Consider the following 24,136-nt stretch of genomic DNA (forward strand, 5'->3'; position numbering starts at 1 on the left):
GTTTCAAGCTCCGGAATGATCGACGACGACTTTGAATCCCGTTTGGTAATGTGCCTAACGTCCCGTCAGGATGCGGCTTCTTCGTTCTCGAACATCTGCAGCGGCTGGCCCGGCATGATGGTCGAGATCGCGTGCTTGTAGACGAGCTGCGAATGACCATCGCGGCGCAACAACACACAGAAATTGTCAAAAGACGTGACGACGCCCGTCAATTTGACGCCATTGATAAGAAAAATTGTCAGAGAAATCTTCTGTTTGCGGACCGTATTGAGAAAAAGATCCTGCAAGTTCTGAGAACGTTCCGCCATCGCGCCGATTCTTTCTTATTTGCCGACGTCTCGCGCCGGTGCATTTTGTCTATTTTTTCAATCAGAGGCGTCACAAGTACGCTTCCCCCGACACCTCTGTCAGTTTGGTATCAAATCAATGTCTTTTCCGCAACGCCGAAAAAGGCTTCACGAATATTCTGTGCTATGCTTCCCGGATGACCGTTGCCGATCGGTTTGCCGTCGATGGAAACGACCGGAAAACAGATGCTCGTGGCGGCAGTGATGAAGACTTCGCGGGCTGCGAGCATGTCGTCGACGGTGAATGCTCTTTCCTCGATCCTGATGCCAAGAGGTGCTGCGACGTCCATCAGGGTCGTGCGGGTGATGCCTCTCAGGATACCGTGATCGGCCGGGCGCGTGCGCAGCACGCCGTCGCGATCGACGATCCAGACGTTGGTGGCGGCGCCCTCTTTCACCGTACCATCGGGGTCGACGAAGATCGCCTCGTGGGCGCCCTCCTCCTTGGCCCTCTGGCGGGCAAGCACGTTCGGCAACAAGCCGACCGACTTGATCTCGACGCGATCCCAGCGGTTCTCCGGAACCGTGATCGCGGAGATGCCTTCGGCATTTTTCCTGGCGATCACTGCGGCATCGGTGCGTTTCGCCGTCACCACGATGGTCGGCACAGTACCCTTTGCCGGAAACACGTGATCGCGGCGCGCGGTACCACGCGTCACCTGCATGTAGAACAGGCCGTTTCGCACCCGGTTGCGGCGCAGCACCTCGCGGATAACGTGGATCAGCGCGGCTCGGCTCATCGGCCAATCGATGCGAAGTTCGCTTAAGGATCTGCTGAGGCGGTCGAGATGCCGGGTCAGATCGACGATGAAGCCATGACGGATCTCGCAGACTTCGTAGACCCCGTCGGCGAACTGGTAGCCGCGGTCTTCGATGTGGATGGCAGCATCGGCGTGCGGCACGTAGGCGCCGTTGACATAGGCAATTCTCGGCATGGCTTTTGTTTGACCTCAGAAGAACTGGATGCTGACGCGGAAAAGCTGCTCGACATGGCGCACCGAATCGGCAGACGCAAAGAGCACCACGCGGTCCTTGGCCTTGATCTTGGTGTCACCGTGCGGGCGAATGAATGTCTGGTCCCGGTAGAGGGCGCCGATGCGGATGCCGTCGGGCAGATCCAGCTCGCGTAGCGCCTTGCCGACCAGCGGCGACGTCTCCAGCGCTTCTGCTTCGATCACTTCCGCCATCCCCTTCTGGACGGCATAGACCGAGCGGATGCGCCCCTTGCGCACATGCTGGAGAACGCGCGAGATCGTGACCGCACGCGGGTTGATATAGGCATCAACGCCGGCGGTTCCCGCGAAGTCCTGGTAGGACGGCTCGTTGATCAGGACGAGTGTCGATTTGGCACCGAGGCGTTTTGCCATCATGCTGCCGAGGATATTGATCTGGTCGTTGTTGGTCAGCGCCACGACCAGGTCTGCGTCCTGCACGTCGGCCTGCATCAGGATGCGCTGATCCATCGCCGAACCGTTGAGGACGACCGTGTTGCTGAGCTTGTCAGCCATCATCACGGCTCGGTCGCGGTCGCTTTCGATCAGCTTGACGCGGGTTCTCGGCTGGTTTTCCTCGATCGCCTTGGCGACGAAATAGCCGATATTGCCGCCGCCGAGGATGACGATACGACGCGCTTCCTGTTCTTCGTGGCCGAACAGAGACAGTGTCCGGCGCGCATGATCCCGGTCGCAGACAACATAGGCAAGGTCGCCGGTCTGCAATTGATCCGTCGAATGCGGCACGATCAGCTTGCCGTTGCGGAAGATGCCGGTCACGGTTGCCTGCAGATCGGGAAACAGCTCGCTCAGCTGCTGCAGCGGCGTGTCGACGACCGGGCAGTCTTCCATGCACTCGATCGCCACCATGGCAATACGGTCGTCGGCAAAGCGCACAACATCCGTAGCGCCGGGGAACGAAATGCGCCGAAGCACCAATCGCCCGACTTCGACCTCGGGCGAAATGGTCACATCGATCGGGACGTTCTCGCGGGAGAACAGGTTGGCGTATTCCGGCGCCAGATAATTCTGCGCTCTGATACGGGCGACCTTGGTCGGCACGCTGAAGATCGCATGCGCCACTTCGCAGGCGACGATGTTGACTTCGTCGAACAGCGTGACCGCAATCAGCATGTCGGCCTGGTCGGCACCGGCTTTTGCCAGCACATCCGGATGGGCGCCGTGTCCAACATAGCCGCGCACATCGAGGCTTTCGGTAATGTTGGCAATCAACGCCGCCGAGGTGTCGATCACCGAGACGTCATTGTCTTCCTGAGCAAGCCGTTCGGCGATGCCGTAGCCGACCTGCCCCGCACCACAAATGATCACCTTCATGTCGTTCTTTCACCCAGGAACAGGCGGCCACCAGCCGGAAGAAGTTTACCGCTCAAACGCCCAGCGACTTTAGCTTGCGATGAAGCGCCGACCGCTCCATTCCAACGAATTCGGCGGTGCGGGAAATATTGCCGCCGAATCGGTTGATCTGAGCGATCAGATAATCGCGCTCGAACATTTCGCGAGCCTCGCGCAGCGGCAGCGTCATGATGTGCTGGTCGCCCTGCGCGGAGATCTTCGGCAAGGTATCGCCAACCTCGGTCGGCAGCATGTCGGCCGAGATCGGCGTGTCAGGACCGTCGCTGCGGGCAAGGATCATCAGGCGCTCGATATTGTTGCGCAGCTGGCGAATGTTGCCCGGCCAGTCGTGGGCCTGCAGCACGGCAAGCGCATCGTCGCCGATCTTGCGCGGGCGAATGCCCGCCTGCTCGCTGACCTGGCGCATGAACATATCGACGAGAAACGGAATGTCCTCACGGCGCTCGGCCAGCGCCGGCACCCGCACGGGGATGACCGCGAGCCGGTGGAAGAGATCTTCGCGGAAAAGACCTTCGGAGATCATATTTTCGAGGTTGTAGGCTGTCGAGGAGATGATGCGGACATCGACCTTGACGCGCTTGGTGCCGCCGACCCGTTCGAACTGCTGATCGACGAGAACACGCAGGATCTTGTTTTGCGTTTCACGCGGCATTTCGCCGACCTCGTCGAGATAGAGGATGCCGCCATGTGCCTCTTCGAGCGCACCCGTTCTGCGCGGCTGCCCCGGCGTTCCCTCGGTTCCGAAAAGCGCGATCTCCATCCTGTCGGGTGTGATCGCCGCAGCGTTCAACGCCACGAACGGCCCGGTCGAGCGTGTCGACTTGCGGTGGATCATGCGCGCCACCAGCTCCTTGCCGGAGCCGGACGGTCCCTGGATCATGATGCGGCTGTTGGTCGGCGCGACCTTTTCGACGGTCTGCCGGAGTTGCGAAACGGCAACGGAGGTACCGATCAGCTCGACCGGGTCGCCCGACTTCTTCTTCAGCTCCGAGACTTCGCGCTTCAGCTTGGAGTTCTCGAGCGCGCGCTCGGCGATCAGGATCAGACGGTCGGCCTTGAACGGCTTCTCGATGAAATCATAGGCGCCGCGCTTGATGGCGTTGACGGCCGTCTCGATGTTGCCGTGACCCGAGATCATGACAACAGGCAAATCGGGATGGCGTCCCTTGATCTCGTCGAGCAAAGCGAGGCCGTCGAGGCGGCTGCCCTGCATCCAGATATCGAGAAAGACGAGCCGCGGCACGCGGTCGCTGATCGCTGCGAGCGCACTGTCGCTGTCGAAAGCCGTTCGGGTCTCGTGCCCCTCGTCGGACAAGATGCCGGATACGATCTCGCGAATGTCTTCCTCATCGTCCACAACCAGAATGTCAGCGGCCATCGCTCGTACCCTTACCCTTCAAAGTGTCTTCGCCCCCGGCTTCTCCGGCGGGCGGCAGGATCACGCGGATCATTGCTCCGACGCCGCCATCGAAATCGGCCGGTGCGTCGTGCAATTCCAGTTGTCCGCCATGGTCCTCAATGATCTTCTTGACGATGGCGAGGCCAAGGCCCGTGCCCTTCTCGCGCATCGTCATATACGGTTCTAAAATTCTATGCCGGTTCTCGGTCGGCAGGCCTTTGCCATTGTCGATGACATCGACGACAAACCGGCCGCTGGTTCCGTCCCGTTGGCTCCGTACGTGCACTTTCGGCTCGCCACGGACAGCGTCCGTCGGCACCGCTTCGATCGACTCCACGGCATTCTTGACGATATTGCCGAAAGCCTGGCCGAGCATGCGGCCATCGAACATGCCCTCAAGCGGCTCGTTGCCAAAATCGCGAATGAAGCTGATGTGGTTGTTGCCCATTTCGCGCAGGAAGACCGCGTCCTTCAGGATGGCGCGCAGATCCACCTTCTCCTTCGTCGGCTTCGGCATGCGGGCAAAGGCAGAAAACTCGTCGACCATTCGGCCGATATCCTCGACCTGCCTGACAATCGTGTCGGTGCATTGATCGAAGACGACCCTGTCTTCCTGGTCGATCTGCTTGCCGTAGCGACGCTTCAGACGTTCGGCAGAAAGCTGGATCGGCGTCAGCGGGTTCTTGATTTCATGTGCGATGCGGCGCGCGACATCGGCCCAGGCGGTCGAGCGCTGTGCGATTACGAGATCTGTGATGTCGTCGATGGTGATGACGTAGGATTCGTTTGCCTCGCCGCCCTCTTCACGCGTCACCTGGACGTTCAGCGTGCGCTCGGTTCCGCCGCGCATGATGTTGATCTGCTTGCGGAAGTTGTTGCGGTACCGGCTTTCAGCTTCGACCAGCACTTCCTCGATCTCAGGCGCAACCGCGCGCAGATCGGCACCGAGCAGATCCGGCGCTGTCTTTTTCAGAAACTCTTCTGAAGAAGAGTTGGCAATGGTGATCTGCCGATCGCGGCCGACGCCGATGACAGCTGCCGTCACGCCTGAAAGCACGGCCTCGATGAACCGCCGCCGATGATCGACCTCATCCTTGGCCTCCAGAATCTGCTCCTGCTGGGTGCGGATTTCGGAGACCATCTTGTTGAACGTGCGCGAAAGATTGCCGACGTCGCCGTCGACGGCACGCACCGGCACCACGACGTCGAGATTGCCCGAGGCAACGCTGTCGGCGGCGCCGATCAGTTGCCGGATCGGCCGAACGATACGGTCGGCAACCGCGATTGCCGTCCAGATCGCCGCCAGCAGCACGATCAGCGCAAAGCCGATGTAGAGAACGCCGAAGGCGATCTGCGTGAAGGCGCGGCCCGCCTCTAGGGTCTTATATTCGGCGGTGTTTTCTTCCATCAGCCGCAGCGAACGCATCACTTCCGGATCGACGTTACGAACGGTGTAGAGATAGGTGCCGGGAATGTCGTCAAGCGGGATCACCGCCCCCACCAGGTTGGTAATCCCTGGTGGTATCAATGTCGGCTGGCCGGAAACCGAGCTTTTCAGCGCGTCCGGCGGGATGGCCGGCAAGGGCTTCTCCGTCGAGATATTGGCCTGGAGAATGGCGCTACCATCGGCACGGACGAGGAAGGCGCCAAGCATGCCGCGGCCCCTCGCCTGGCGCGTCACCAGCTCGGTAAAGCCGGTTCGGTCGAGGCTGTAGAGTTGCCGATTGCGCTCCAGATCGTTCGCCATCGACACGGTCTGGCCCTGCAGATAGCTGGCATTTTCCAGCACATAGGCTTGGGCGACGCTGATCGACGAGCGAACGATCGCTTGCGTCCGCAGCGAGAACCAGCGGTCAAGGCCGACATCCAGCGTTATGCTGGCGAAGATCGCGACCAGAATGGCAGGCGTGATGGCGACGATCGAAAACAGCGCGACGATGCGCACGTGAAGCCGTGCGGCAGCGCGGCCCTTGCGACGCGCGCGAAGCAATCTGAGGATCTCGCGAACGATGAGGTAGATCAGGCCGATCACGAACAGGCCGTTGATCGCCGCGCAGGCGATGAAGACGTTGCGCTCCAGTCTGATCGGCGTCAGCCCAAGCAAAACGAGCAGCGACAGGGTTGCGCAGACCAGAGCACCGATCGCCAGCATGAGGCCCGGCAGGGCAAAGGACGCGCGGCGGTCCTGCGCCGCGACTCCGTCATCTGTCCCCAGCGGCAAGGCCATTGCGTCCACCATATAAAGACATTCCCCCAACCGACGCCCGTGGGCACCGGCAATTCTCACTCACATTCCGGGTCAAGGTATTGACCGGACCGTCAATCGGGGCTGTTGCGCATGAGCCACAGCTCCAACGGCCAGGCAAAGCAGCGCAACACCGCTCGACTCGGCGGTCATAACACGTTCAAGCAACGTATTGTGGCGAAAATGCAACGGTGGCTGTGACCAAGTCAAGCCGTGCGTGAACTGCGATAGACTGACACGCCGAGTTCGCGGATCTTCTTGCGCAGCGTGTTGCGGTTGAGCCCGAGCAGATCGGCCGCCTTGATCTGGTTTCCGCGCGTCGCCGTCAAAGCCGCAAGAATCAGCGGATACTCCATCTCGGCAAGCACACGCTCGTAAAGACCGCTCGGTGGAAGCGCGTCACCGAAGCCGGCGAAATATTGCCGCATGTTCTCCTCGACCGCCTGCGAGATCGAAAGGGAACCGCTGCGCGCCTGTGTTTTTCCAATCGGACTGTCGGGGATCTCCGAGCGCAACTCGTTTTCGATGATTTCCCGCGTGATGACGTCCTGCGGGTAAAGCGCAGTCAGTCGGCGCACGAGGTTTTCGAGCTCGCGCACGTTGCCCGGCCACGGATGCGCCTTCATCAGTTCGAGCGCTTCCTGATCGAAACGCTTGACGTCCAGACCTTCCTTCTCGGCCTGCTGCACGAAGTGGCGCACAAGATCGGGAATGTCTTCCGCGCGGTCGCGCAGCGGCGGCAGGCGCAGCGGCACCACATTCAACCGATAGTACAGGTCCTCGCGGAAGAGACCTTGGTTGATCGACTGCTTCAGGTCCTTGTTGGTTGCCGCGACGATGCGCACATCGGAGCGGATCGGCGTGCGACCGCCAACCGTCGTGTACTCGCCCTGTTGCAGCACACGCAGCAACCGCGTCTGTGCGTCCATCGGCATGTCACCGATTTCGTCGAGGAACAGCGTGCCGCCTTCGGCCTGCTCGAAACGACCGGTCGAACGCGTCTGGGCGCCGGTGAAGGCGCCCTTTTCGTGACCGAACAATTCCGATTCGATCAGATCGCGCGGGATTGCCGCCATATTGATCGCAACGAAGGGGCCGTTGCGGCGCTTGCCGTAGTCATGCAGTGCGCGTGCCACCAGTTCCTTGCCCGTGCCGGATTCGCCGGTGATCATCAGCGTCAGATCGGTCTGCATCAGGCGGGCGAGAACCCGGTAGATTTCCTGCATCGCTGCCGAGCGACCGACGAGCGGCATGCCATCCTGCGAATCGTCGTCGACCTTGGACGGGCGGCGCTTCGGTTCGGCCAGCGCCCGACCGATGATGCCGATCAGCTCGGTCAGGTCAAAGGGCTTCGGCAGATAATCATAGGCGCCTTTTTCGGAGGCCTTGATCGCCGTCATGAACGTGTTCTGCGCGCTCATGACAAGAACCGGCAGATCGGGACGCGCCTTCTTGATGCGCGGCAGCAGATCGAATGCATTCTCGTCGGGCATGACAACGTCGGTGACGACAAGATCACCATCGCCGGCGGAAATCCAGCGCCAGAGCGTGGCCGCATTCGACGTGATCCGGACATCGTAGCCGGCGCGGCTCAGCGCCTGATTGAGCACGGTGCGAATGGCTGCGTCGTCATCCGCGACGAGGATGGTGGCACCCGTCATGCAATGTTTCCTTTTGTCATAGGCAGTTCGTCTTCGTCCGCCGCCTGCCCCTTGGAGGCCGGCATCAGGACGCGGAAAGTCGTGCGGTTCTGCTGGCTGTCGCATTCGACGATGCCGCCATGGCCGCCGATGATTTTGGCGACGAGCGCCAGTCCGAGGCCCGAACCATTGGTCTTGGTCGTAATGAACGGATCGAACAGATGCGGCAGCAAGTCAGAAGGAACGCCGGGACCATTGTCATGCACGCAGAATTCGAGCGGCAGCGAGATTTTTTCTCGGGTGCCCGCGACCGAAAGCCGGATACCGGGCCTGTAGGCGGTCGTCAGCATGATCTCGCCTTCGTGGCGATCACCGATCGCTTCCGCTGCGTTCTTGACGAGATTGAGAAACACCTGCACGAGCTGGTCGCGGTTGGCAAAGACCGACGGAAGCGATGGATCGTAATTCTCCGTCACCTTGATCCGGCGCGCAAAGCCCGCCTTGGCGATCGCCTTCACATGATCGAGCACCGAGTGAATGTTGAGCGGCACGCGATCGACGGGTCTCTCGTCGGAAAACACTTCCATCCGATCGACCAGCGAGACGATCCGGTCGGTCTCGTCGCAGATCAACCGCGTCAGCGCCCGATCCTCGTCGTTGACGGAAGTCTCAAGCAATTGCGCGGCCCCTCGAATGCCGGAAAGCGGGTTCTTGATCTCGTGCGCCAACATCGAGGCAAGGCCGGTGACCGACCGCGCCGCCGTCCGATGTGTCAGCTGGCGATCGATCTTGTCGGCCATCGACCGCTCCTGGAAGACGACCACGACGGAGCCGGGCTCCGAAATGACTGGCGCCACATAGAGATCAACCAGCTTGTCGGCGCCCAGCCGCGGCGAACTGAGATCGACGCGATACTCGTTGACCGGGGCCCTGCGCTCGCGCACCTGCTCGATCAACGTCAGAAGTGGGCTGCCAAACGGAATGAAGGCGCTGATATCGTGCCGGGCCAGATGATTGGCGCTGGCACCGAAAAAGGACTCCGCTTCCCAGTTGGCGAAGGCGACGAGACCGTTCTCATCGACAAGGATCACCGGATTTTGAATGGCATTCAGCACCGCCATCGACAGCCCGTTGGCAGCAGCCAAGGCTTCCGGATTGGGTTTTTCGGTCATGCGGCGATCCCTTCGCCAGAGAAGGTCGCAAGCGAACTTTGAATTGCATCGGATGCGCGCGCGGCGACTGATCTGGCATCGGTCGATGTCAGGATCGCCCCCTTCTCTGCCCCGGCAAGATCAGGTGCGAAACGGTCGAGATACCAGCCGACATGCTTGCGTGCATGCCTCAGGCCCGTGTCGGCACCGTAAAATTCGAGCATCATCTCATAGTGCTCCACGAAAATGTCGGCGATCTCAGCCTGGTCGGGATGGCTTGACGCGCCAGCGAGAACGCCGACATGCCAAGGACGGCCCTGCGAAGACCGCCCGGCCATGACGGCGTCGGCGCCGGAGCGCCTGAGGATCTCTTCGGCATCCGCCACCGTATCGACGTCGCCATTGGCAACCAGCGGCACGGAAATGACCTCGCGCACGGCGCGGATCGCATCCCAATCGGCCCTGCCGGTGTAGAACTGCATCCGGGTGCGGCCGTGCACGGTAATCGCCTGGACACCGGCCTCCTGCGCCCATCTTGCAATCAGCGGCGCATTGATCGAGTTTTCGTCCCAGCCAAGCCGCATCTTCAGCGTGACCGGTACATCCACGGCGTTGACCGTTGCCTCGACCAGGGACAGAGCATGGTCAGGATCGCGCATCAGCGCCGAGCCGGAATAGCCACCCGTCACCTTCTTTGCCGGGCAGCCCATGTTGATATCGATGACGTCGGCGCCATTAGCGGCAGCGATTTTTGCCGCCTCGGCCATCCAATGGGCCTCACGTCCGGCAAGCTGAACAATATGCGGCTTGATGCCGGAGTTCTTCAGCCTGGCCCAGGATTCCGACGCGTTGCCGACCAGTTCGCGGCTCGCCACCATTTCCGTCACGACGAACCCTGCGCCGAAGCGCCAGGCAAAGGTGCGGAATGGCAGGTCCGTGACGCCAGACATCGGGGCGAGCGCCACCCGGTTGCGGATTTCGATATTCCCGATCCGAAGCGGTGTTGACAGAGCCGGAGCTGGCAAATGCATATCTTTCAGGCACATGTTGTTCTTGCACTATTTTTAGACATTGTTCTTTGGCTTGCCAAGCGATTTCGATGCGTCGGGCAAATTTCCCTGCTCGGCTGGCAAAGCACGGACCTTCGCGGTACATCACGGCGAAGATTGGCGAAATCCGGGACCACATACAGAAGATGCAGCCTGAAGAACAGCTTTCCTGCGGCGTCGTGATTGTTGCAGCAGGGCGCGGCGAGCGCGCGGGACAGTCGGCCGAAGGGCCGAAGCAGTACCGCACCATCGGCGACAAGCCCGTTATCGCCCATACGCTTGACACTTTCGCGACATGGCCGGGGACCGGCCCGATCGTGGTTGTCATCCACCCCGATGACGAGGATCTGCTGGCAGCGGCACGCAGGCGATCGCTGGCGCGCGAGTTGATCGTGGTCCACGGCGGCGCAACGCGACAGCAATCGGTTCTCGCAGGCCTTGAAGCCGTAGCGGCAACCGGCTCACGCAACGTGATGATTCACGACGCCGTGCGCCCCTTTGCCGACCACGCCCTGCTGTCGCGCTGTGCCGATGCGCTGACAAGGGGAGCGCGTGCCGTGCTGCCGGCGCTTGCCGTTTCCGATACGCTCAAGCGCGCCGATGCCGCCGGCATGGTGACCGAAACCGTTCCGCGCAATCACCTTCATGCGGCACAGACACCGCAGACCTTCGACCTCAAGACCATCCTCGACGCCCACCGAGCCGCAGCGACAAGCGGCCGCACAGATTTCACCGACGACGCGTCAATCGCCGAATGGGCGGGGATCCCTGTTACCCTCGTCGAAGGCACGGTCGACAACGTCAAGCTCACACTGAAAAGGGACATCGCCATGGCCGACGAAAAACTCAAGCGACATCTGATTCCGGACGTTCGCACCGGCAATGGCTATGACGTACACCAGCTGGTCGAAGGTGATGGCGTTACGCTTTGTGGCGTCCTTATTCCGCACACCAAGAAGCTCTCCGGCCATTCCGATGCCGACGTTGCCTTGCACGCGCTCACAGATGCGCTGCTTGCTACCTGCGGTGCCGGTGATATCGGCGATCACTTCCCGCCGTCCGACCCGCAGTGGAAGGGTGCCGCATCGCGCATCTTCCTCGAACATGCGGCAAACATTGTGCGTCAGCGCGGCGGCACGATCACCAATGCCGATATTTCGCTGATTGCCGAGGCCCCGAAAGTCGGGCCGCATCGCCAGGCGATGCGGGAGAACCTTGCCGACATGCTCGGCATCGATCTTGACCGCTGCTCGGTCAAGGCGACGACGAACGAGCGGCTCGGTTTCATCGGCCGCGACGAGGGTATCGCCGCAATCGCGACCGCAACCGTTGTCTACACCGGAGGGGGAGCCCATGATGTGGCCGAATGACATTCAGGCGACGGCCGGCAAAATCATTGCCGATTTCACCGCGCGCGGTCTCAAGGTGGCAACCGCCGAATCCTGCACGGGAGGCCTGATTGCCGGGGCACTGACGGAAATTTCCGGATCATCCGCCGTCGTCGACCGCGGTTTCGTCACCTACTCCAACGACGCCAAGATCCAGATGCTCGGTGTCGATCCGGCAACGCTCGCAGCGCACGGCGCAGTTTCAAGGCAGACCGCCATCGAAATGGCGCGCGGCGCGGTTGCGCGCTCCGAGGCAGACTTTGCCGTTGCCGTGACCGGCATTGCCGGCCCGGGCGGCGGATCGATGGAAAAGCCTGTTGGCCTGGTCCATCTGTCAGCAACCGGCCGCAACGGCGCAGCCCTCCACCGCGAGATGCGCTACGGCGATATCGGCCGCGACGCCGTGCGGTTGGCAACCATCCGAACGGCGCTCGAGATGCTGACCGAGGTCGCTCAGACGGCGTAGATCTTGTCGGCGCGCTTCTCGAAGGCGTCGGAGAACATGCGGAAGGCACGGTCGAACATCGAGCCCATCAAGGCGCCGAGAATGCGGCTCTTGAACTCATAGTCGATGTAGAAATGCACGATCGACTGCCCCTCACCCGCTGGCTCGAAGCGCCAGCGATTGTCGAGATATTTGAACGGACCGTCGATATATTTGACCTCGATCTGGCGCTCGGCCTTGTTGAGCAGCACCTGCGTCGTAAAGGTCTCGCGGATCGCCTTGTAGCCGACGGTCATGTCAGCCAGCAGCAGGATTTTGCCATCCCTTTCCTTGCGTGAGCGCACGGTCAGCGCCTCACAGAGCGGCAGGAATTCCGGATAGTGTTCGACATCAGCGACGAGATCGAACATCTGGTCGGCCGTGTGCTTGACGACATGGTTTGTTTCAAAGTGCGGCATAGAAGGGAGTTAAGCGGGCACGCCGAGAAGATCAAGGAGCCTCTGCATCTGGCGCCGCGATTTCAACTGCAGAACCGGCACATGCGGGCCGTGCTGGGCAAGGCCTGCGACGATACGCGGCGAGAATTTGTCCTCGAAGGTCCAGATGAATTCGAGGAACTGCCAATCGACCTTCTCGATGCAGCCCGGCGCCATTTCCGGGCGGGCGCGGCCGAGATATTTCAGCCAGCGGGTGACGACGCCCCAGACACAGAGAAGCCGCGGCATCCGCACCCAGACCACGATATCGCTTCTCGGCACGCGGACATCGAAGGTCGAAGGATTGGTGCCATCCATGATCCAGCGATCGTCGGCGATCCTCTCGACGATGCGTCGGCGCTGTTCGGCCCGATCGCGTTGGACCCAGCCAGGCAACCACAGAATATCGCGATCAATGGAGATGTAGGTAAGGTCGAAATGCCGAGCCAGCTTCTGCGAAAGCGTCGACTTGCCACCACCGGAGCATCCGACCACGAGGATACGCCTGGCATTGCGGATATGACCGGCAGCAACGGCATCGTCGACGTCGTTCACGTTCCCAGGCGCTACTGGCTGATCCATCGACAAACTCCGCCAAACAATCCCGGTCTAGGGTCGGTTGGAAAATCATCGTTGTCACGATCTGACGATCGATCAGATGATCGGCACCCGGCATAGGCTCTTCAAAAGAAAAGCGGCGTCTTGGTTCGACAAATATCGAACCATCAGCATTCCAATCAAGGAAGAGAGAACAGCCGATACGCGATCGGCCAAAAATTCGCAAGTTTCGCGCGCAATCGGGAAATTATGCACATCGCCCGAGATGAGTAACCGTCAAACGAAAACTCCGGCACTGGGGCCGGAGTTCCTGTTGTTTCGAAGTGCCTCGGTTCTACCCGGCAGCAGCCGCCAACTTCTTTTCGCGCGCTGCCCGCAGGCGGGCGAAGTCGTCGCCGGCATGGTGCGACGAGCGGGTCAGCGGGCTCGAGGCGACCATGAGGAAGCCCTTGGTATAGGCGACCGTCTCGTAGGACTTGAATTCCTCCGGGGTGACGAACTTCTCGACCTTGTGGTGCTTGCGGGTCGGCTGCAGGTATTGGCCGATGGTCATGAAATCGACGTCGGCGGTGCGCAGGTCGTCCATCAGCTGCAGCACTTCGTTGCGCTCTTCGCCGAGGCCGACCATGATGCCGGACTTGGTGAACATCGTTGGATCGAGCTCCTTGACGCGCTGAAGCAAGCGGATGGAGTGGAAGTATCGGGCGCCCGGACGGACGGTGAGATAGTTGCCCGGTACGGTTTCCATGTTGTGGTTGAACACATCAGGCTTGGCGGCGACGACGCGCTCCAGTGCGCCAGGCTTCTTCAGGAAGTCGGGCGTCAGGATTTCGATGGTGGTCTGCGGCGAAGCGGCGCGGATCGCCCAGATCACCTTCTCGAAATGTTCGGCGCCACCGTCGGCCAGGTCGTCGCGGTCGACGGAGGTAATGACGACGTGGGAGAGGCCCATCTGCTTGACGGCCTTGGCGACGTTCTCGGGTTCGGCCATGTCGAGCGCATTCGGCTTGCCGGTCGAGACATTGCAGAAAGCGCAGGCGCGGGTACAGATCTCGCCCATGATCATGAAGGTGGCGTGCTTCTTGTCCCAGCACTCGCCGATGTTGGGGCAGCCGGCTTCTTCACAGACCGTGACGAGATTGTGCGAACGCACCAGCTCGCGCGTCTCCTGATAGCCCTTGGAGGTCGGCGCCTTGACGCGGATCCATTCCGGCTTGCGCAGCATTTCGGTATCGGGCTTGTGGGCCTTTTCCGGATGGCGGACGCGTTGCGCCCCTTCAGAGACGGCATCGAATACCGTTACCATACTGTCTTCCTCGTCGCGGCGGCTGCGGCTTGGTGCCGGCAGACCCTTTTTCGATCTATATAGATGGCTCGACGAGAAATGTCAGGCCACCTTTTTCTGGATAGCCCGATCGCTGACGCAGGAAGCGTCGCAGGCTATCGTTTGACAGCGCGGCCGACGGCAATCAGCAGGCAGGCGCCGATAAAGCCGAAGACCAGATAGGCAAGCCAGCCGGAAAAAGCCATGCCGAAGGCTGCCAGAATGATATTCGACACCACCGCGCCGATGATGCCGAGCGCTATGTTCATGAACAGCCCGACATCGCTGTTCATGAACTTCTCCGCAAGCCATCCGGCAAAACCGCCGATGATGATCGCAGCCAGGATGCCGACGCCGTTTACAGCCATGGTGATCTCCGTGCATTGAGGACAAGGTCGCGTCATCAATGCGGGATCGCGCCAAAAGTTCCGGCGACGGCCGGTCCATCAGGCGTTCAGCGCACGCCCATAGGCATCGAGCACGCTTTCCTTCATCGTCTCCGAAATCGTCGGATGCGGGAAGATCGTGTGCATCAGGTCTTCTTCTGTCGTCTCCAGGTTCATCGCGACGACGAAACCCTGGATGAGTTCGGTCACCTCGGCGCCGACCATGTGCGCGCCCAGCAACTCGCCGGTCTTCTTGTCAAAGATGGTCTTGACCATGCCCTGATCTTCGCCAAGGGCAATCGCCTTGCCGTTGGCGACGAAGGGAAAGCGACCGACGCGGATATCGCGGCCCTCGGCCTTTGCCTTGGCTTCGGTGAGACCGACCGAGGCGACCTGCGGGTGGCAATAGGTGCAGCCCGGGATCTTCAGCTTGTCCATCGGGTGGACATTCGGCAAGCCTGCGATCTTCTCCACGCAGATGACGGCCTCGTGCTCGGCCTTGTGGGCGAGCATCGGCGGGCCGGCAACGTCGCCGATCGCGTAGACGCCGGGAACATTGGTCCTGCCGTAGCCATCGATGACGATGCAGCTGCGGTCGGTCTTGATACCAAGCGTTTCGAGACCAAGGTTCTCGATATTGCCCTGAACGCCGACGGCGGAGATCATCCGGTCGGCGGTGATCTTTTCGACCTTGCCGTCCTTCATCTCGACATGGGCGGTGACCGAGTTCGCGCCCTTATCGACCTTCGTCACCTTGGCCTCAAGGTGGATCTTCATGCCCTGCTTTTCGAACTGCTTCTTGGCGATGGCGGAGATCTCGGCGTCTTCGACCGGCATCACGGTCGGCATGACCTCGACCACGGTCACGTCGACACCCATGGTGCGGTAGAACGAAGCGAATTCGATGCCGATCGCGCCCGAGCCCATGACAAGCAGCGACTTCGGCATTTCCTCCGGCTTCATCGCCTCGAAATAGGTCCAGACCAGCTTACCATCGGGCTCGATGCCCGGCAGGGCCCGCGGGCGGGCGCCGGTGGCGATGATGATGTGCTTGGCAGTATAGGTGCCCTCGCCCTTGGTGTTCTTCGGCAGCGGCGCCTGCGGCTGAACGATCGCCTTCGTCGTCTTGCCGACGACGATCTCGCCGGGCTTGGTCAGCTTGGCCTCGCCCCAGATGACGTCAACCTTGTTCTTCTTCATGAGGAAGCCGACGCCGCCGTTCATGCGCTCGGCAATGCCGCGCGAGCGGGCAACGATCGCCTTCAGATCGGGCGTCACCGCACCTTCGATCTTGATGCCGTAGCTGCCCGGATGCTGGGCATAGTGCAGCACTTCGGCCGAGCGAAGCAGCGCCTTGGTCGGAATGCAGCCCCAGTTGGAGCAGATGCCAGCCAAATGCTCGCGCTCGACGACCGCAGTCTTGAGGCCCAACTGCGCCGCACGAATAGCGGCGATATAGCCTCCCGGACCCGAACCGATGACGATGACGTCGTAATTCTCAGCCATGTGTTTCCTGCCTTTGTCTCAAGCGACCTTGCGGGTGAAGAGCACCCAGTCGTGTTTTCTGCTACCTTCGAAGAGCGGCACGGCCTCGGTCCGAGCCGCCTCCTCGAAGCCGTTTGCCCTGTAGAGTGCCTGCGCCCTGTCATTGTGGCTTTCGGTGATCAGGCTCACCGGCGCCGAGCCGGCGCGTGCAATTTCATGTGCAAGCAGTCTGCGTCCGATGCCGCGGCCGCGCCGATGGCGGTAAACGCCGAGGCTATCGATGAACCAGTGGCCGACCACAGGCCGCTGCAGCGCCAGCAGGGGTTCGAGCACAGCATGCTTCGCTTCGATTTCCGCCACCGAAGCGTCGATACCGTAGCCGATCGATACCCCCGCGATTTCATCATCGAGGTCGGCAACGACCGCATCCCGCCAGTTTCCAGGGCCGACATCCTCGCGCAGCTTGTTGCGCCCGCGCTCGAAAGCCGTATCGGTCGCCCCGCCAAGAACCGCGCCAGACCAGAGCCAGGCGGCAAAGCCTTGCGAGGCGATGTCGACGAGAACGGCGAGTTCTGCCGCCTCGTTTCGTTCCGCCGGTCTGATGGTGACGTCGTCCGTCATCTCAGACACCGAGCATCATCCGGACGACCGGCTCGAGGCCCCGGCCGATCGCGTGGGTGTTTTCAGCGTCCAGATGCACGCCATCGAGCGGCGTTGTCCTTGCAACCGATCCCGCATCGAAGAACCCGCAATCGAGTTCGTCTGCAAGGTCGCGGTAGAGCGGCGCCAGCATCGCCGACTGCTCGATGCCGTCGGCGAACATCGCCGCAAACGCACTGTTTGCCGTCTCGCAAAGCTGCGGCGGCGAAACGATCAGGATTTCGGGGCCTTCCGCCGTTTCGACCGGCCAATCGTGACGACGCACGAGATTGACCAGGCGCTCGATACCCTTGACCGCGCCGAAAGCCGTGCCGTGAATGATCGGCTTCATATCGTTGGAGCCGAGCAGAATGACCATCAGATCGAGCGGCGCATGACTGTGAAGGACGGTAGGCAGCATCCGCGCGCCGTTGCGGTCGCAATCGGCGAGGTGATCGTCATAGGCGGTCGTGCGTCCATTCAACCCTTCGGCAACAACATGAACGTCCGGCCCGAGCGCCTTCTGCAGCACGTTCGGCCAACGGTCTGCGAGTGCATGACGGCCCGGGCCGGACGCGTCATAGCCCCATGTCAGACTGTCACCGTAGCAGAGAAGTGTTTTCATCGTCCGGGCCCGCCTTCGGCGTTGCGATCAAGGAACGGACCGGCCCGAGGGCCGGTCCTTGTCCACATCAGACCAGCATGCCCATCGGGTTTTCGATGTAGCGCTTGAAGGCTCCGAGCAGTTCGGCGCCGAGCGCGCCATCGACGCAACGATGGTCGGTCGAAAGCGTGACCGTCATCACAGTGGCGATGACCATCTGCTTGTTCTTGACGACGACGCGTTCCTCGCCCGCACCGACCGCAAGGATCGTGGCGTGCGGCGGGTTGACGACGGCGGCGAAGTCCTTGACGCCCATCATGCCCATGTTGGAGACCGCCGTCGTGCCGCCCTGATATTCCTCGGGCTTCAGCTTGCGGTCCTTGGCGCGCTTGCCGAGGTCCTTCATCTCGTTGGAGATGGCAGACAGGCTCTTCAGCTCCGCCTGGCGAACGATCGGCGTGATCAGGCCGCCCGGGATGGACACGGCGACGCCGACGTCGGCATGCTTGTGCTTGACCATGTTGCTGTCGGTCCAGGACACGTTGGCATCCGGAACGTCACGCAGAGCCAGCGCCAGCGCCTTGATCACCATGTCGTTGACCGAGAGCTTGTAGACCGGCTTGCCGTCCTTTTCCGGAGCGGCAGCATTGAGCTGGGCCCTGAGCGCCAGAAGCGTATCCAGTTCGCAATCGAGCGAGACGTAGAAGTGCGGGATCGTCTGCTTGGATTCGACGAGCCGCTTGGCGATCGTCTTGCGCATGCCGTCATGTGGCACGAGCTCGTAGGAGCCGGGCTCGAACAGTTTGAGTACGGCGTCTTCCGACATGCCCTTGGCAAGCGGCGCGGCAGCGGGAGCTGCAGCACCTGCTGCTGGTGCAGCGGCCGGCTTCGCGCCGCCACCGGCAACAGCAGTCTCGACGTCCTTCTTGATCACGCGGCCATGCGGGCCGGAGCCGGCGATCGCCGAGAGATCGATGCCGGCATCCTTGGCAAGACGACGCGCTAGCGGCGACGAGAACACGCGACTGCCGGATTCCGTCTTGGCCGCCTGCGGCGCTGCCGCCACCGGCTGAGTTGCAGCGGGCGCCGGAGCGCTGGCCGCTGCCGGCGCGGGCGCTTCCTTCGTTTCGGCCGCGACCGGTGCCGCTGCACCGTTGCCGCCCTTGGCGGCCGCGGCGACATCTTCGCCGTCGGCTGCAAGGACCGCAATCAGCGCATTGACCTTGACGCCTTCGGTGCCGGCGGGAACGACGATCTTGGCAACGGTGCCTTCATCGACGGCCTCGACTTCCATCGTCGCCTTGTCCGTCTCGATCTCGGCGATCACGTCGCCGGACTTGACCTTATCGCCTTCCTTGACCAGCCACTTGGCCAGATTGCCTTCTTCCATCGTCGGAGAGAGGGCAGGCATTGTGATGTTGATAGGCATCGAAGGGCCCTCCCCTTATTTGTAGCAAACGGCTTTCACCGCATCGACGACCTCTGCGACGTTCGGAAGCGCGAGCTTCTCGAGGTTCGCGGCGTAAGGCATCGGCACATCCTTGCCGGCGATCGTCAGGATCGGGGCATCGAGATAGTCGAAGGCCTGCTGCATGACGCGGGTCGCAATCTCGGTACCGACGGAAGACTGCGGATAGCCTTCTTCGACTGTCACCAGACGACCGGTCTTCCTGACGGATTCGATCACCGTCGGCAGATCCATCGGACGGATGGTGCGAAGGTCGATCAGCTCGACGTCGATGCCCTGCGCTTCCAGTTCGGCGACCGCCTTGATCGCATAGGTCATGCCGATACCGAAGGAAACGATGGTTGCGTCCTTGCCGACCTTGTGGATACGGGCCTTGCCGATCGGCAGCACGAAATCGTCGAGCTTCGGCACTTCGAAGGACTGACCGTAGAGGATTTCGTTTTCGAGGAAGATGACCGGGTTCGGATCGCGGATGGCCGCCTTCAGCAGGCCCTTCGCATCAGCTGCCGTATAGGGCATGACAACCTTGAGACCTGGAATGTGGCTGTACCAGGCGGCATAGCACTGCGAGTGCTGCGCCGCTACGCGGGCCGCAGCACCGCTCGGGCCACGGAACACGATCGGCGCGCCCATCTGGCCGCCGGACATGTAGAGCGTCTTGGCGGCGGAGTTGATGATCTGGTCAATCGCCTGCATGGCGAAGTTGAAGGTCATGAACTCGACGATCGGGCGCAGGCCGGTCATGGCAGCGCCAACGCCGACGCCGGCAAAGCCGTGTTCGGTGATCGGCGTGTCGATGACACGACGGGCGCCGAATTCCTGAAGCAGGCCTTGCGTGATCTTGTAGGCGCCCTGGTATTCGGCGACTTCTTCGCCCATGACGAAGACGTCGTCGCTGGCGCGCATTTCCTCGGCCATGGCGTCGCGCAGAGCTTCACGCACGGTCATCGTCACCATTTCGGTGCCGGCCGGGATTGCCGGATCGGCGGCAACTTCGACCTTCGGCTGGGCCGCAACCGGTGCCGGCGCCGAAGCTGCGGGTGCTTCGCTGGCGGTGGCAGCCTTGGGCGCATCCACCTTCGGTGCGGCGATATCGCCAGCGCCTTCGCCATCCTGCAGCAGGACTGCGATCGGCGTATTGACCTTGACGCCTTCGGTGCCGGCGGCGATCAGCAGCTTGCCGATCGTGCCTTCATCGACGGCTTCCACTTCCATGGTGGCCTTGTCAGTCTCGATCTCGGCGATGACGTCGCCGGAGGAGACCTTGTCGCCTTCGTTCTTCAGCCATTTCGAGAGCGTGCCTTCCTCCATCGTCGGGGAAAGGGCGGGCATGAGAATTTCTACTGGCATATTTGAGCCTCCCCGGATCAAAGCAGGATATCGGTGTAGAGCTCGGATACATCCGGCTCCGGATCAGCCTGGGCAAAATCGGCGCTGTCGGCGACGATGTCGCGGACGTCCTTGTCGATCTGCTTCAGCTCGTCCTCGCTCGCCCATCCCTTTTCGGTCAGACGTGCCTTCACCTGTTCGATCGGATCGTGTTCCGACCGCATCTTCTGCACTTCATCCTTCGAGCGGTACTTCGCCGGGTCGGACATGGAGTGGCCGCGGTAGCGATAGGTCTGCATTTCGAGAATGATCGGGCCCTTGCCCGAACGGCAATACTCGACAGCCTCGTCGCCCGCCGCCTTGACCGCACGAACATCCATGGCATCGACCTGGAAGCCCGGGATGCCGAAGGAGACACCGCGCTTCGAAAAATCGGTCTGCGCCGATGCGCGGGTGACCGACGTGCCCATGGCGTAGCGGTTGTTCTCGATCACGTAGATCACCGGAAGCTTCCACAGCTGCGCCATGTTGAAGCTTTCATAGACCTGGCCCTGGTTGGCCGCGCCATCCCCAAAATAGGCGACGCTGACATTGTCGTTGCCGCGATAGCGGTTGGCAAAGGCAAGGCCGGTGCCGAGCGACACCTGGGCACCGACGATGCCGTGACCGCCGTAAAAATGCTTTTCCTTGGAGAACATGTGCATCGAGCCGCCCTTCCCCTTGGAAAGACCGCTGCGACGACCCGTGAGTTCGGCCATGACGCCGCGGGCGCTCATGCCGCAGGCCAGCATGTGGCCGTGGTCACGGTAGGCGGTGATGACCTGGTCACCGTCTTTCAGCGCCATCTGCATGCCGACGACGACAGCTTCCTGGCCGATGTAGAGATGACAGAAGCCGCCGATGAAACCCATGCCATAGAGCTGGCCGGCCTTTTCCTCGAAACGCCGGATCAGCAGCATTTCGCGGTAGGCTTTCAGTTCGTCTTCTTTGGTGAATTCGGCGATATTACCGCCGCTCAGGTCCTTCTTGGCCGGCTTTGCTGCGGTCTTACGGCTGGAGACGGACGCGTTTTTTCGCGGAGCCATTCATTCCTCCCAATGGTTAGCCTTTGAGGGTTACCATAGGGAAAGAAAAGCGCCACAGCAATGCCATATTTGCATGGCTCGCATTCCGCGCAAGTTATTGAATTTAAATATGAAATGCCAATTAACCGAATTTCGGTTAATTCGTCATGCGGTGGAAAATAACAATTTCATCGCTGCGCGACATATTGAGCGCGAGGCGAGCCTTCTCATCCAGCATGTCACGCTCCAGCGAACCGTCGCTCATCAGCTGAACCTCCTTTTCGAGGGTCGTTCGCCGCTTTGTGAGCTCGTCCAGCCGTGCCTGCCGCTCAACGATCTGGCGATCGAATTGCTCCGTCGCCTTCAAGCCGTAGCCGCCGTGAATGGAATGATAGCCGAAATAAGACAGAAAGGCGACCGCGATCAGCGGCAGCACCAGTCGGCCCAGTTTCCGTTTCTTATGATGCCTTGTCCACATCCCGTTCACACCCTGATACGCAATACAGGGTGAGACTAACCGGCATTGATTAACCGACCGTTGACCATGAATGGCCGGATAAAGCAAAACCCGCCCACGGCAACCGTGAGCGGGTCAATTTTTTCAGCGATCGATCGAGGCTATCAGCCACGCAGGATCGAGCGGCCGGCGTAGTTGGCCTGCAGGCCGAGCTGCTCTTCGATGCGGATCAGCTGGTTGTACTTTGCGAGCCGGTCGGACCGGGCCAGCGAGCCGGTCTTGATCTGGCCGCAGTTGGTGGCAACGGCGAGGTCGGCGATCGTCGCGTCCTCGGTCTCGCCCGAACGGTGGGACATGACGGCGGTGTAGCGTGCCTTGTGTGCCGTTTCGACAGCGTCAAGTGTTTCCGACAGCGAGCCGATCTGGTTGACCTTAACGAGGATCGAGTTGGCAACACCCATCTTGATGCCATCGCGCAGGCGGGCGGAGTTGGTGACGAACAGGTCGTCGCCGACGAGCTGGCACTTGTTGCCGATGAGGTCAGTCACAGCCTTCCAGCCGTCCCAATCGTCTTCCGCCATACCATCTTCGATCGAGAAGATCGGGTACTTGGCAGCAAGTTCCGCCAGGTATTCGGCCATTGCACCCGGCTCAAGCGTGCGGCCTTCGCCTTCGAGGACGTACTTGCCGTCCTTGAAGAATTCGGTCGCGGCGCAATCGAGTGCGATGAACATGTCTTCGCCCGGCTTGTAGCCAGCCTTCTCGATCGACTTCATGATGAAGTCGAGTGCTGCCGGAGCGGACGCCAGACCCGGCGCGAAGCCGCCTTCGTCGCCGACATTGGTGTTGTGGCCGTCGGCGGAAAGCTGCTTCTTCAGCGTGTGGAACACTTCCGAACCCATGCGGACCGCGTCACGCATCGTATCGGCACCGACCGGAACGATCATGAACTCCTGGAAGTCGATCGGGTTGTCGGCATGAGCACCACCGTTGATGATGTTCATCATCGGAACCGGAAGCACGTGGGCGTTCGGGCCGCCGACGTAACGGTAGAGCGGCAGGCCGGAAGCTTCGGCGGCAGCCTTGGCGACGGCCAGCGACACGCCGAGGATGGCATTGGCACCGAGGCGCGACTTGTTGGCCGTGCCGTCAAGCTCGATCATCGTCTTGTCGATCTGGATTTGGTTTTCCGCATCGAGGCCACCGATCGCCTCGAAGATCTCGCCGTTGACGGCGTCGACGGCGCGCTCGACGCCCTTGCCGAGGTAACGCGTTCCACCATCGCGCAGTTCGACCGCTTCATGCGCACCGGTCGAGGCACCCGACGGCACGGCCGCGCGGCCGAAGCTTCCGTCTTCCAGATAGACGTCGACCTCGACGGTCGGGTTGCCGCGGCTGTCCAGAATTTCTCGGCCGATGATGTCGATGATTGCTGTCATGATCTCTTCCCTGCTTGAGGACGGTGGTGGGTCGGGCCTGTCATAAGCGAAGGCCCGGGATTTTCAATGGCGCGCAAGATGTAAAAACAACCGCGCCACCGGGGTTCATGAAAATTTCACGAGCCTGTCTCAGCCCTTTGCGACGGCGTCGAAGGCCAGCAGCTTTTCGAGCAGCCGCGGCATGTCCTTCAGATGCACCATGTTGGGGCCATCGGAAGGAGCGTTGTCCGGTTCCTCGTGGGTTTCGACGAACAGGCCGGCGATGCCGACAGCGACGGCTGCACGCGACAGCGTTTCAACGAACTCGCGTTGACCGCCGGTCGAACCGCCCTGCCCGCCCGGCTGCTGCACCGAGTGGGTGGCGTCAAAGACGACGGGCGCGCCGAGCGAGGCCATGATCGGCAGCGAGCGCATGTCGGAAACCAGCGTGTTGTAGCCGAAGGACGCGCCACGCTCGCACAGAAGAATGTTGGGATTGCCGCTTTCGGTGAATTTGGCGAGCACGTTCTTCATGNTGACCGCCGGTCGAACCGCCCTGCCCGCCCGGCTGCTGCACCGAGTGGGTGGCGTCAAAGACGACGGGCGCGCCGAGCGAGGCCATGATCGGCAGCGAGCGCATATCGGAAACCAGCGTGTTGTAGCCGAAGGACGCGCCACGCTCGCACAGAAGAATGTTGGGATTGCCGCTTTCGGTGAATTTGGCGAGCACGTTCTTCATGTCCCAAGGCGCCAGGAACTGGCCCTTCTTGACGTTGATGGTGCGGCCAGTCTTGGCAGCTGCCACCAGAAGGTCGGTCTGGCGCGACAGGAAGGCCGGGATCTGCAGGATGTCGACRGTCTCGGCGACGACGGCGCACTGCTCCTCGGTGTGGACATC

22 protein-coding genes and 2 pseudogenes are annotated in these 24,136 nt (G+C 61.4%); 2 read left to right on the forward strand and 22 right to left on the reverse strand.

Going from position 1 to position 24,136, the window contains the following annotated elements:
* Positions 1-65: 65 nt before the first annotated feature.
* The 8 genes from hfq to dusB form a co-directional block, all read right to left on the reverse strand.
* A complete protein-coding gene (gene hfq / locus ASD02_RS09075; protein WP_003535434.1) occupies positions 66-308 on the reverse strand; it encodes an RNA chaperone Hfq in 243 nt (80 codons plus the stop codon).
* Positions 309-418: 110 nt separating this feature from the next.
* Entirely contained in the window at positions 419-1,282 is an 864-nt protein-coding gene (locus ASD02_RS09080; protein WP_057220547.1) for a D-amino-acid transaminase, read from the reverse strand.
* A gap of 15 nt (positions 1,283-1,297) precedes the next feature.
* Entirely contained in the window at positions 1,298-2,674 is a 1,377-nt protein-coding gene (gene trkA / locus ASD02_RS09085; RefSeq protein ID WP_025426782.1) for a Trk system potassium transporter TrkA, read from the reverse strand.
* A 52-nt stretch (positions 2,675-2,726) separates the two neighbouring features.
* On the reverse strand, positions 2,727-4,091 hold the full coding sequence (ntrX, locus tag ASD02_RS09090; protein ID WP_025426781.1) for a two-component system response regulator NtrX: 1,365 nt from the start codon (positions 4,089-4,091) through the stop codon (positions 2,727-2,729).
* On the reverse strand, positions 4,081-6,351 hold the full coding sequence (locus ASD02_RS09095) for a PAS domain-containing sensor histidine kinase (RefSeq protein WP_025426780.1): 2,271 nt from the start codon (positions 6,349-6,351) through the stop codon (positions 4,081-4,083). Before ASD02_RS09095 ends, ntrX begins: the two co-directional genes overlap by 11 nt.
* 212 nt (positions 6,352-6,563) lie before the next feature.
* Complete coding sequence (gene ntrC / locus ASD02_RS09100; protein WP_025426779.1) at positions 6,564-8,018, reverse strand: nitrogen regulation protein NR(I); 1,455 nt, start codon at positions 8,016-8,018, stop codon at positions 6,564-6,566.
* Positions 8,015-9,169, reverse strand: a complete 1,155-nt coding sequence (locus tag ASD02_RS09105; protein ID WP_025426778.1) for a nitrogen regulation protein NR(II) — start codon at positions 9,167-9,169, stop codon at positions 8,015-8,017. Before ASD02_RS09105 ends, ntrC begins: the two co-directional genes overlap by 4 nt.
* Complete coding sequence (gene dusB / locus ASD02_RS09110) at positions 9,166-10,194, reverse strand: tRNA dihydrouridine synthase DusB (protein ID WP_057220548.1); 1,029 nt, start codon at positions 10,192-10,194, stop codon at positions 9,166-9,168. Before dusB ends, ASD02_RS09105 begins: the two co-directional genes overlap by 4 nt.
* A 149-nt stretch (positions 10,195-10,343) precedes the next feature.
* On the opposite strand from dusB, the gene ASD02_RS09115 reads away from it, so the two are divergent.
* Both ASD02_RS09115 and ASD02_RS09120 read left to right on the forward strand, forming a co-directional pair.
* Complete coding sequence (locus ASD02_RS09115; protein ID WP_107027692.1) at positions 10,344-11,567, forward strand: bifunctional 2-C-methyl-D-erythritol 4-phosphate cytidylyltransferase/2-C-methyl-D-erythritol 2,4-cyclodiphosphate synthase; 1,224 nt, start codon at positions 10,344-10,346, stop codon at positions 11,565-11,567.
* Positions 11,554-12,051 carry a CinA family protein gene (locus ASD02_RS09120; RefSeq protein WP_025426775.1) on the forward strand — a complete coding sequence of 166 codons (498 nt, stop codon included), beginning with the start codon at positions 11,554-11,556 and terminating at the stop codon, positions 12,049-12,051. Before ASD02_RS09115 ends, ASD02_RS09120 begins: the two co-directional genes overlap by 14 nt.
* On the opposite strand, the gene ASD02_RS09125 is transcribed toward ASD02_RS09120, so the two are convergent.
* From ASD02_RS09125 to ASD02_RS36845, 14 genes and pseudogenes are all read right to left on the reverse strand, one after another.
* Positions 12,039-12,488 carry a type II toxin-antitoxin system RatA family toxin gene (locus tag ASD02_RS09125; protein WP_025426774.1) on the reverse strand — a complete coding sequence of 150 codons (450 nt, stop codon included), beginning with the start codon at positions 12,486-12,488 and terminating at the stop codon, positions 12,039-12,041. The two genes, ASD02_RS09120 and ASD02_RS09125, sit on opposite strands and share 13 nt — an antisense overlap.
* A 9-nt stretch (positions 12,489-12,497) precedes the next feature.
* Complete coding sequence (locus ASD02_RS09130) at positions 12,498-13,088, reverse strand: ATPase AAA (protein WP_025426773.1); 591 nt, start codon at positions 13,086-13,088, stop codon at positions 12,498-12,500.
* 310 nt (positions 13,089-13,398) lie between these two features.
* On the reverse strand, positions 13,399-14,370 hold the full coding sequence (gene lipA / locus ASD02_RS09135) for a lipoyl synthase (protein ID WP_025426772.1): 972 nt from the start codon (positions 14,368-14,370) through the stop codon (positions 13,399-13,401).
* A gap of 134 nt (positions 14,371-14,504) precedes the next feature.
* Positions 14,505-14,756: a GlsB/YeaQ/YmgE family stress response membrane protein gene (locus ASD02_RS09140; protein WP_025426771.1), complete on the reverse strand. Its 252-nt coding sequence runs from the start codon at positions 14,754-14,756 to the stop codon at positions 14,505-14,507.
* A gap of 78 nt (positions 14,757-14,834) precedes the next feature.
* A complete protein-coding gene (lpdA, locus tag ASD02_RS09145) occupies positions 14,835-16,280 on the reverse strand; it encodes a dihydrolipoyl dehydrogenase (RefSeq protein ID WP_025426770.1) in 1,446 nt (481 codons plus the stop codon).
* Positions 16,281-16,298: 18 nt separating this feature from the next.
* Positions 16,299-16,880, reverse strand: a complete 582-nt coding sequence (locus ASD02_RS09150) for a GNAT family N-acetyltransferase (RefSeq protein WP_025426769.1) — start codon at positions 16,878-16,880, stop codon at positions 16,299-16,301.
* A gap of 1 nt (position 16,881) precedes the next feature.
* A complete protein-coding gene (locus ASD02_RS09155) occupies positions 16,882-17,523 on the reverse strand; it encodes an SGNH/GDSL hydrolase family protein (RefSeq protein ID WP_025426768.1) in 642 nt (213 codons plus the stop codon).
* Positions 17,524-17,590: 67 nt separating this feature from the next.
* The gene (locus tag ASD02_RS09160) at positions 17,591-18,931 is read right to left on the reverse strand and encodes a pyruvate dehydrogenase complex dihydrolipoamide acetyltransferase (protein ID WP_025426767.1); all 1,341 of its coding nucleotides are present in this window, start codon (positions 18,929-18,931) and stop codon (positions 17,591-17,593) included.
* Positions 18,932-18,946: 15 nt separating this feature from the next.
* Positions 18,947-20,320: a pyruvate dehydrogenase complex E1 component subunit beta gene (locus tag ASD02_RS09165; RefSeq protein WP_025426766.1), complete on the reverse strand. Its 1,374-nt coding sequence runs from the start codon at positions 20,318-20,320 to the stop codon at positions 18,947-18,949.
* A 17-nt stretch (positions 20,321-20,337) separates the two neighbouring features.
* Positions 20,338-21,384 (reverse strand): pyruvate dehydrogenase (acetyl-transferring) E1 component subunit alpha, encoded by a 1,047-nt coding sequence (pdhA, locus tag ASD02_RS09170; RefSeq protein WP_025426765.1) that lies wholly within the window; start codon positions 21,382-21,384, stop codon positions 20,338-20,340.
* A gap of 136 nt (positions 21,385-21,520) precedes the next feature.
* Entirely contained in the window at positions 21,521-21,841 is a 321-nt protein-coding gene (locus ASD02_RS09175) for a septum formation initiator family protein (RefSeq protein ID WP_025426764.1), read from the reverse strand.
* Positions 21,842-21,984: 143 nt separating this feature from the next.
* The gene (gene eno, locus ASD02_RS09180; RefSeq protein ID WP_025426763.1) at positions 21,985-23,259 is read right to left on the reverse strand and encodes a phosphopyruvate hydratase; all 1,275 of its coding nucleotides are present in this window, start codon (positions 23,257-23,259) and stop codon (positions 21,985-21,987) included.
* A 129-nt stretch (positions 23,260-23,388) separates the two neighbouring features.
* Positions 23,389-23,773 (reverse strand): annotated as a pseudogene (locus ASD02_RS09185) (3-deoxy-8-phosphooctulonate synthase); the annotation flags it as partial.
* 1 nt (position 23,774) lies between these two features.
* Positions 23,775-24,136, reverse strand: a pseudogene (locus tag ASD02_RS36845) (3-deoxy-8-phosphooctulonate synthase); the annotation flags it as partial.

The sequence above is a fragment of the Ensifer sp. Root1252 genome (assembly GCF_001425885.1).
In the GTDB taxonomy this organism is placed as follows: Bacteria; Pseudomonadota; Alphaproteobacteria; order Rhizobiales; family Rhizobiaceae; genus Ensifer; species Ensifer canadensis.

Coding starts and splice junctions, on each gene's coding strand:
- hfq (WP_003535434.1), bottom strand. CDS start 308: ATGGCGGAACGTTCTCAGAACTTGCAGGATCTTTTTCTCAATACGGTC.
- ASD02_RS09080 (WP_057220547.1), bottom strand. CDS start 1,282: ATGCCGAGAATTGCCTATGTCAACGGCGCCTACGTGCCGCACGCCGAT.
- trkA (WP_025426782.1), bottom strand. CDS start 2,674: ATGAAGGTGATCATTTGTGGTGCGGGGCAGGTCGGCTACGGCATCGCC.
- ntrX (WP_025426781.1), bottom strand. CDS start 4,091: ATGGCCGCTGACATTCTGGTTGTGGACGATGAGGAAGACATTCGCGAG.
- ASD02_RS09095 (WP_025426780.1), bottom strand. CDS start 6,351: ATGGTGGACGCAATGGCCTTGCCGCTGGGGACAGATGACGGAGTCGCG.
- ntrC (WP_025426779.1), bottom strand. CDS start 8,018: ATGACGGGTGCCACCATCCTCGTCGCGGATGACGACGCAGCCATTCGC.
- ASD02_RS09105 (WP_025426778.1), bottom strand. CDS start 9,169: ATGACCGAAAAACCCAATCCGGAAGCCTTGGCTGCTGCCAACGGGCTG.
- dusB (WP_057220548.1), bottom strand. CDS start 10,194: ATGTGCCTGAAAGATATGCATTTGCCAGCTCCGGCTCTGTCAACACCG.
- ASD02_RS09115 (WP_107027692.1), top strand. CDS start 10,344: ATGCAGCCTGAAGAACAGCTTTCCTGCGGCGTCGTGATTGTTGCAGCA.
- ASD02_RS09120 (WP_025426775.1), top strand. CDS start 11,554: ATGTGGCCGAATGACATTCAGGCGACGGCCGGCAAAATCATTGCCGAT.
- ASD02_RS09125 (WP_025426774.1), bottom strand. CDS start 12,488: ATGCCGCACTTTGAAACAAACCATGTCGTCAAGCACACGGCCGACCAG.
- ASD02_RS09130 (WP_025426773.1), bottom strand. CDS start 13,088: ATGGATCAGCCAGTAGCGCCTGGGAACGTGAACGACGTCGACGATGCC.
- lipA (WP_025426772.1), bottom strand. CDS start 14,370: ATGGTAACGGTATTCGATGCCGTCTCTGAAGGGGCGCAACGCGTCCGC.
- ASD02_RS09140 (WP_025426771.1), bottom strand. CDS start 14,756: ATGGCTGTAAACGGCGTCGGCATCCTGGCTGCGATCATCATCGGCGGT.
- lpdA (WP_025426770.1), bottom strand. CDS start 16,280: ATGGCTGAGAATTACGACGTCATCGTCATCGGTTCGGGTCCGGGAGGC.
- ASD02_RS09150 (WP_025426769.1), bottom strand. CDS start 16,880: ATGACGGACGACGTCACCATCAGACCGGCGGAACGAAACGAGGCGGCA.
- ASD02_RS09155 (WP_025426768.1), bottom strand. CDS start 17,523: ATGAAAACACTTCTCTGCTACGGTGACAGTCTGACATGGGGCTATGAC.
- ASD02_RS09160 (WP_025426767.1), bottom strand. CDS start 18,931: ATGCCTATCAACATCACAATGCCTGCCCTCTCTCCGACGATGGAAGAA.
- ASD02_RS09165 (WP_025426766.1), bottom strand. CDS start 20,320: ATGCCAGTAGAAATTCTCATGCCCGCCCTTTCCCCGACGATGGAGGAA.
- pdhA (WP_025426765.1), bottom strand. CDS start 21,384: ATGGCTCCGCGAAAAAACGCGTCCGTCTCCAGCCGTAAGACCGCAGCA.
- ASD02_RS09175 (WP_025426764.1), bottom strand. CDS start 21,841: ATGTGGACAAGGCATCATAAGAAACGGAAACTGGGCCGACTGGTGCTG.
- eno (WP_025426763.1), bottom strand. CDS start 23,259: ATGACAGCAATCATCGACATCATCGGCCGAGAAATTCTGGACAGCCGC.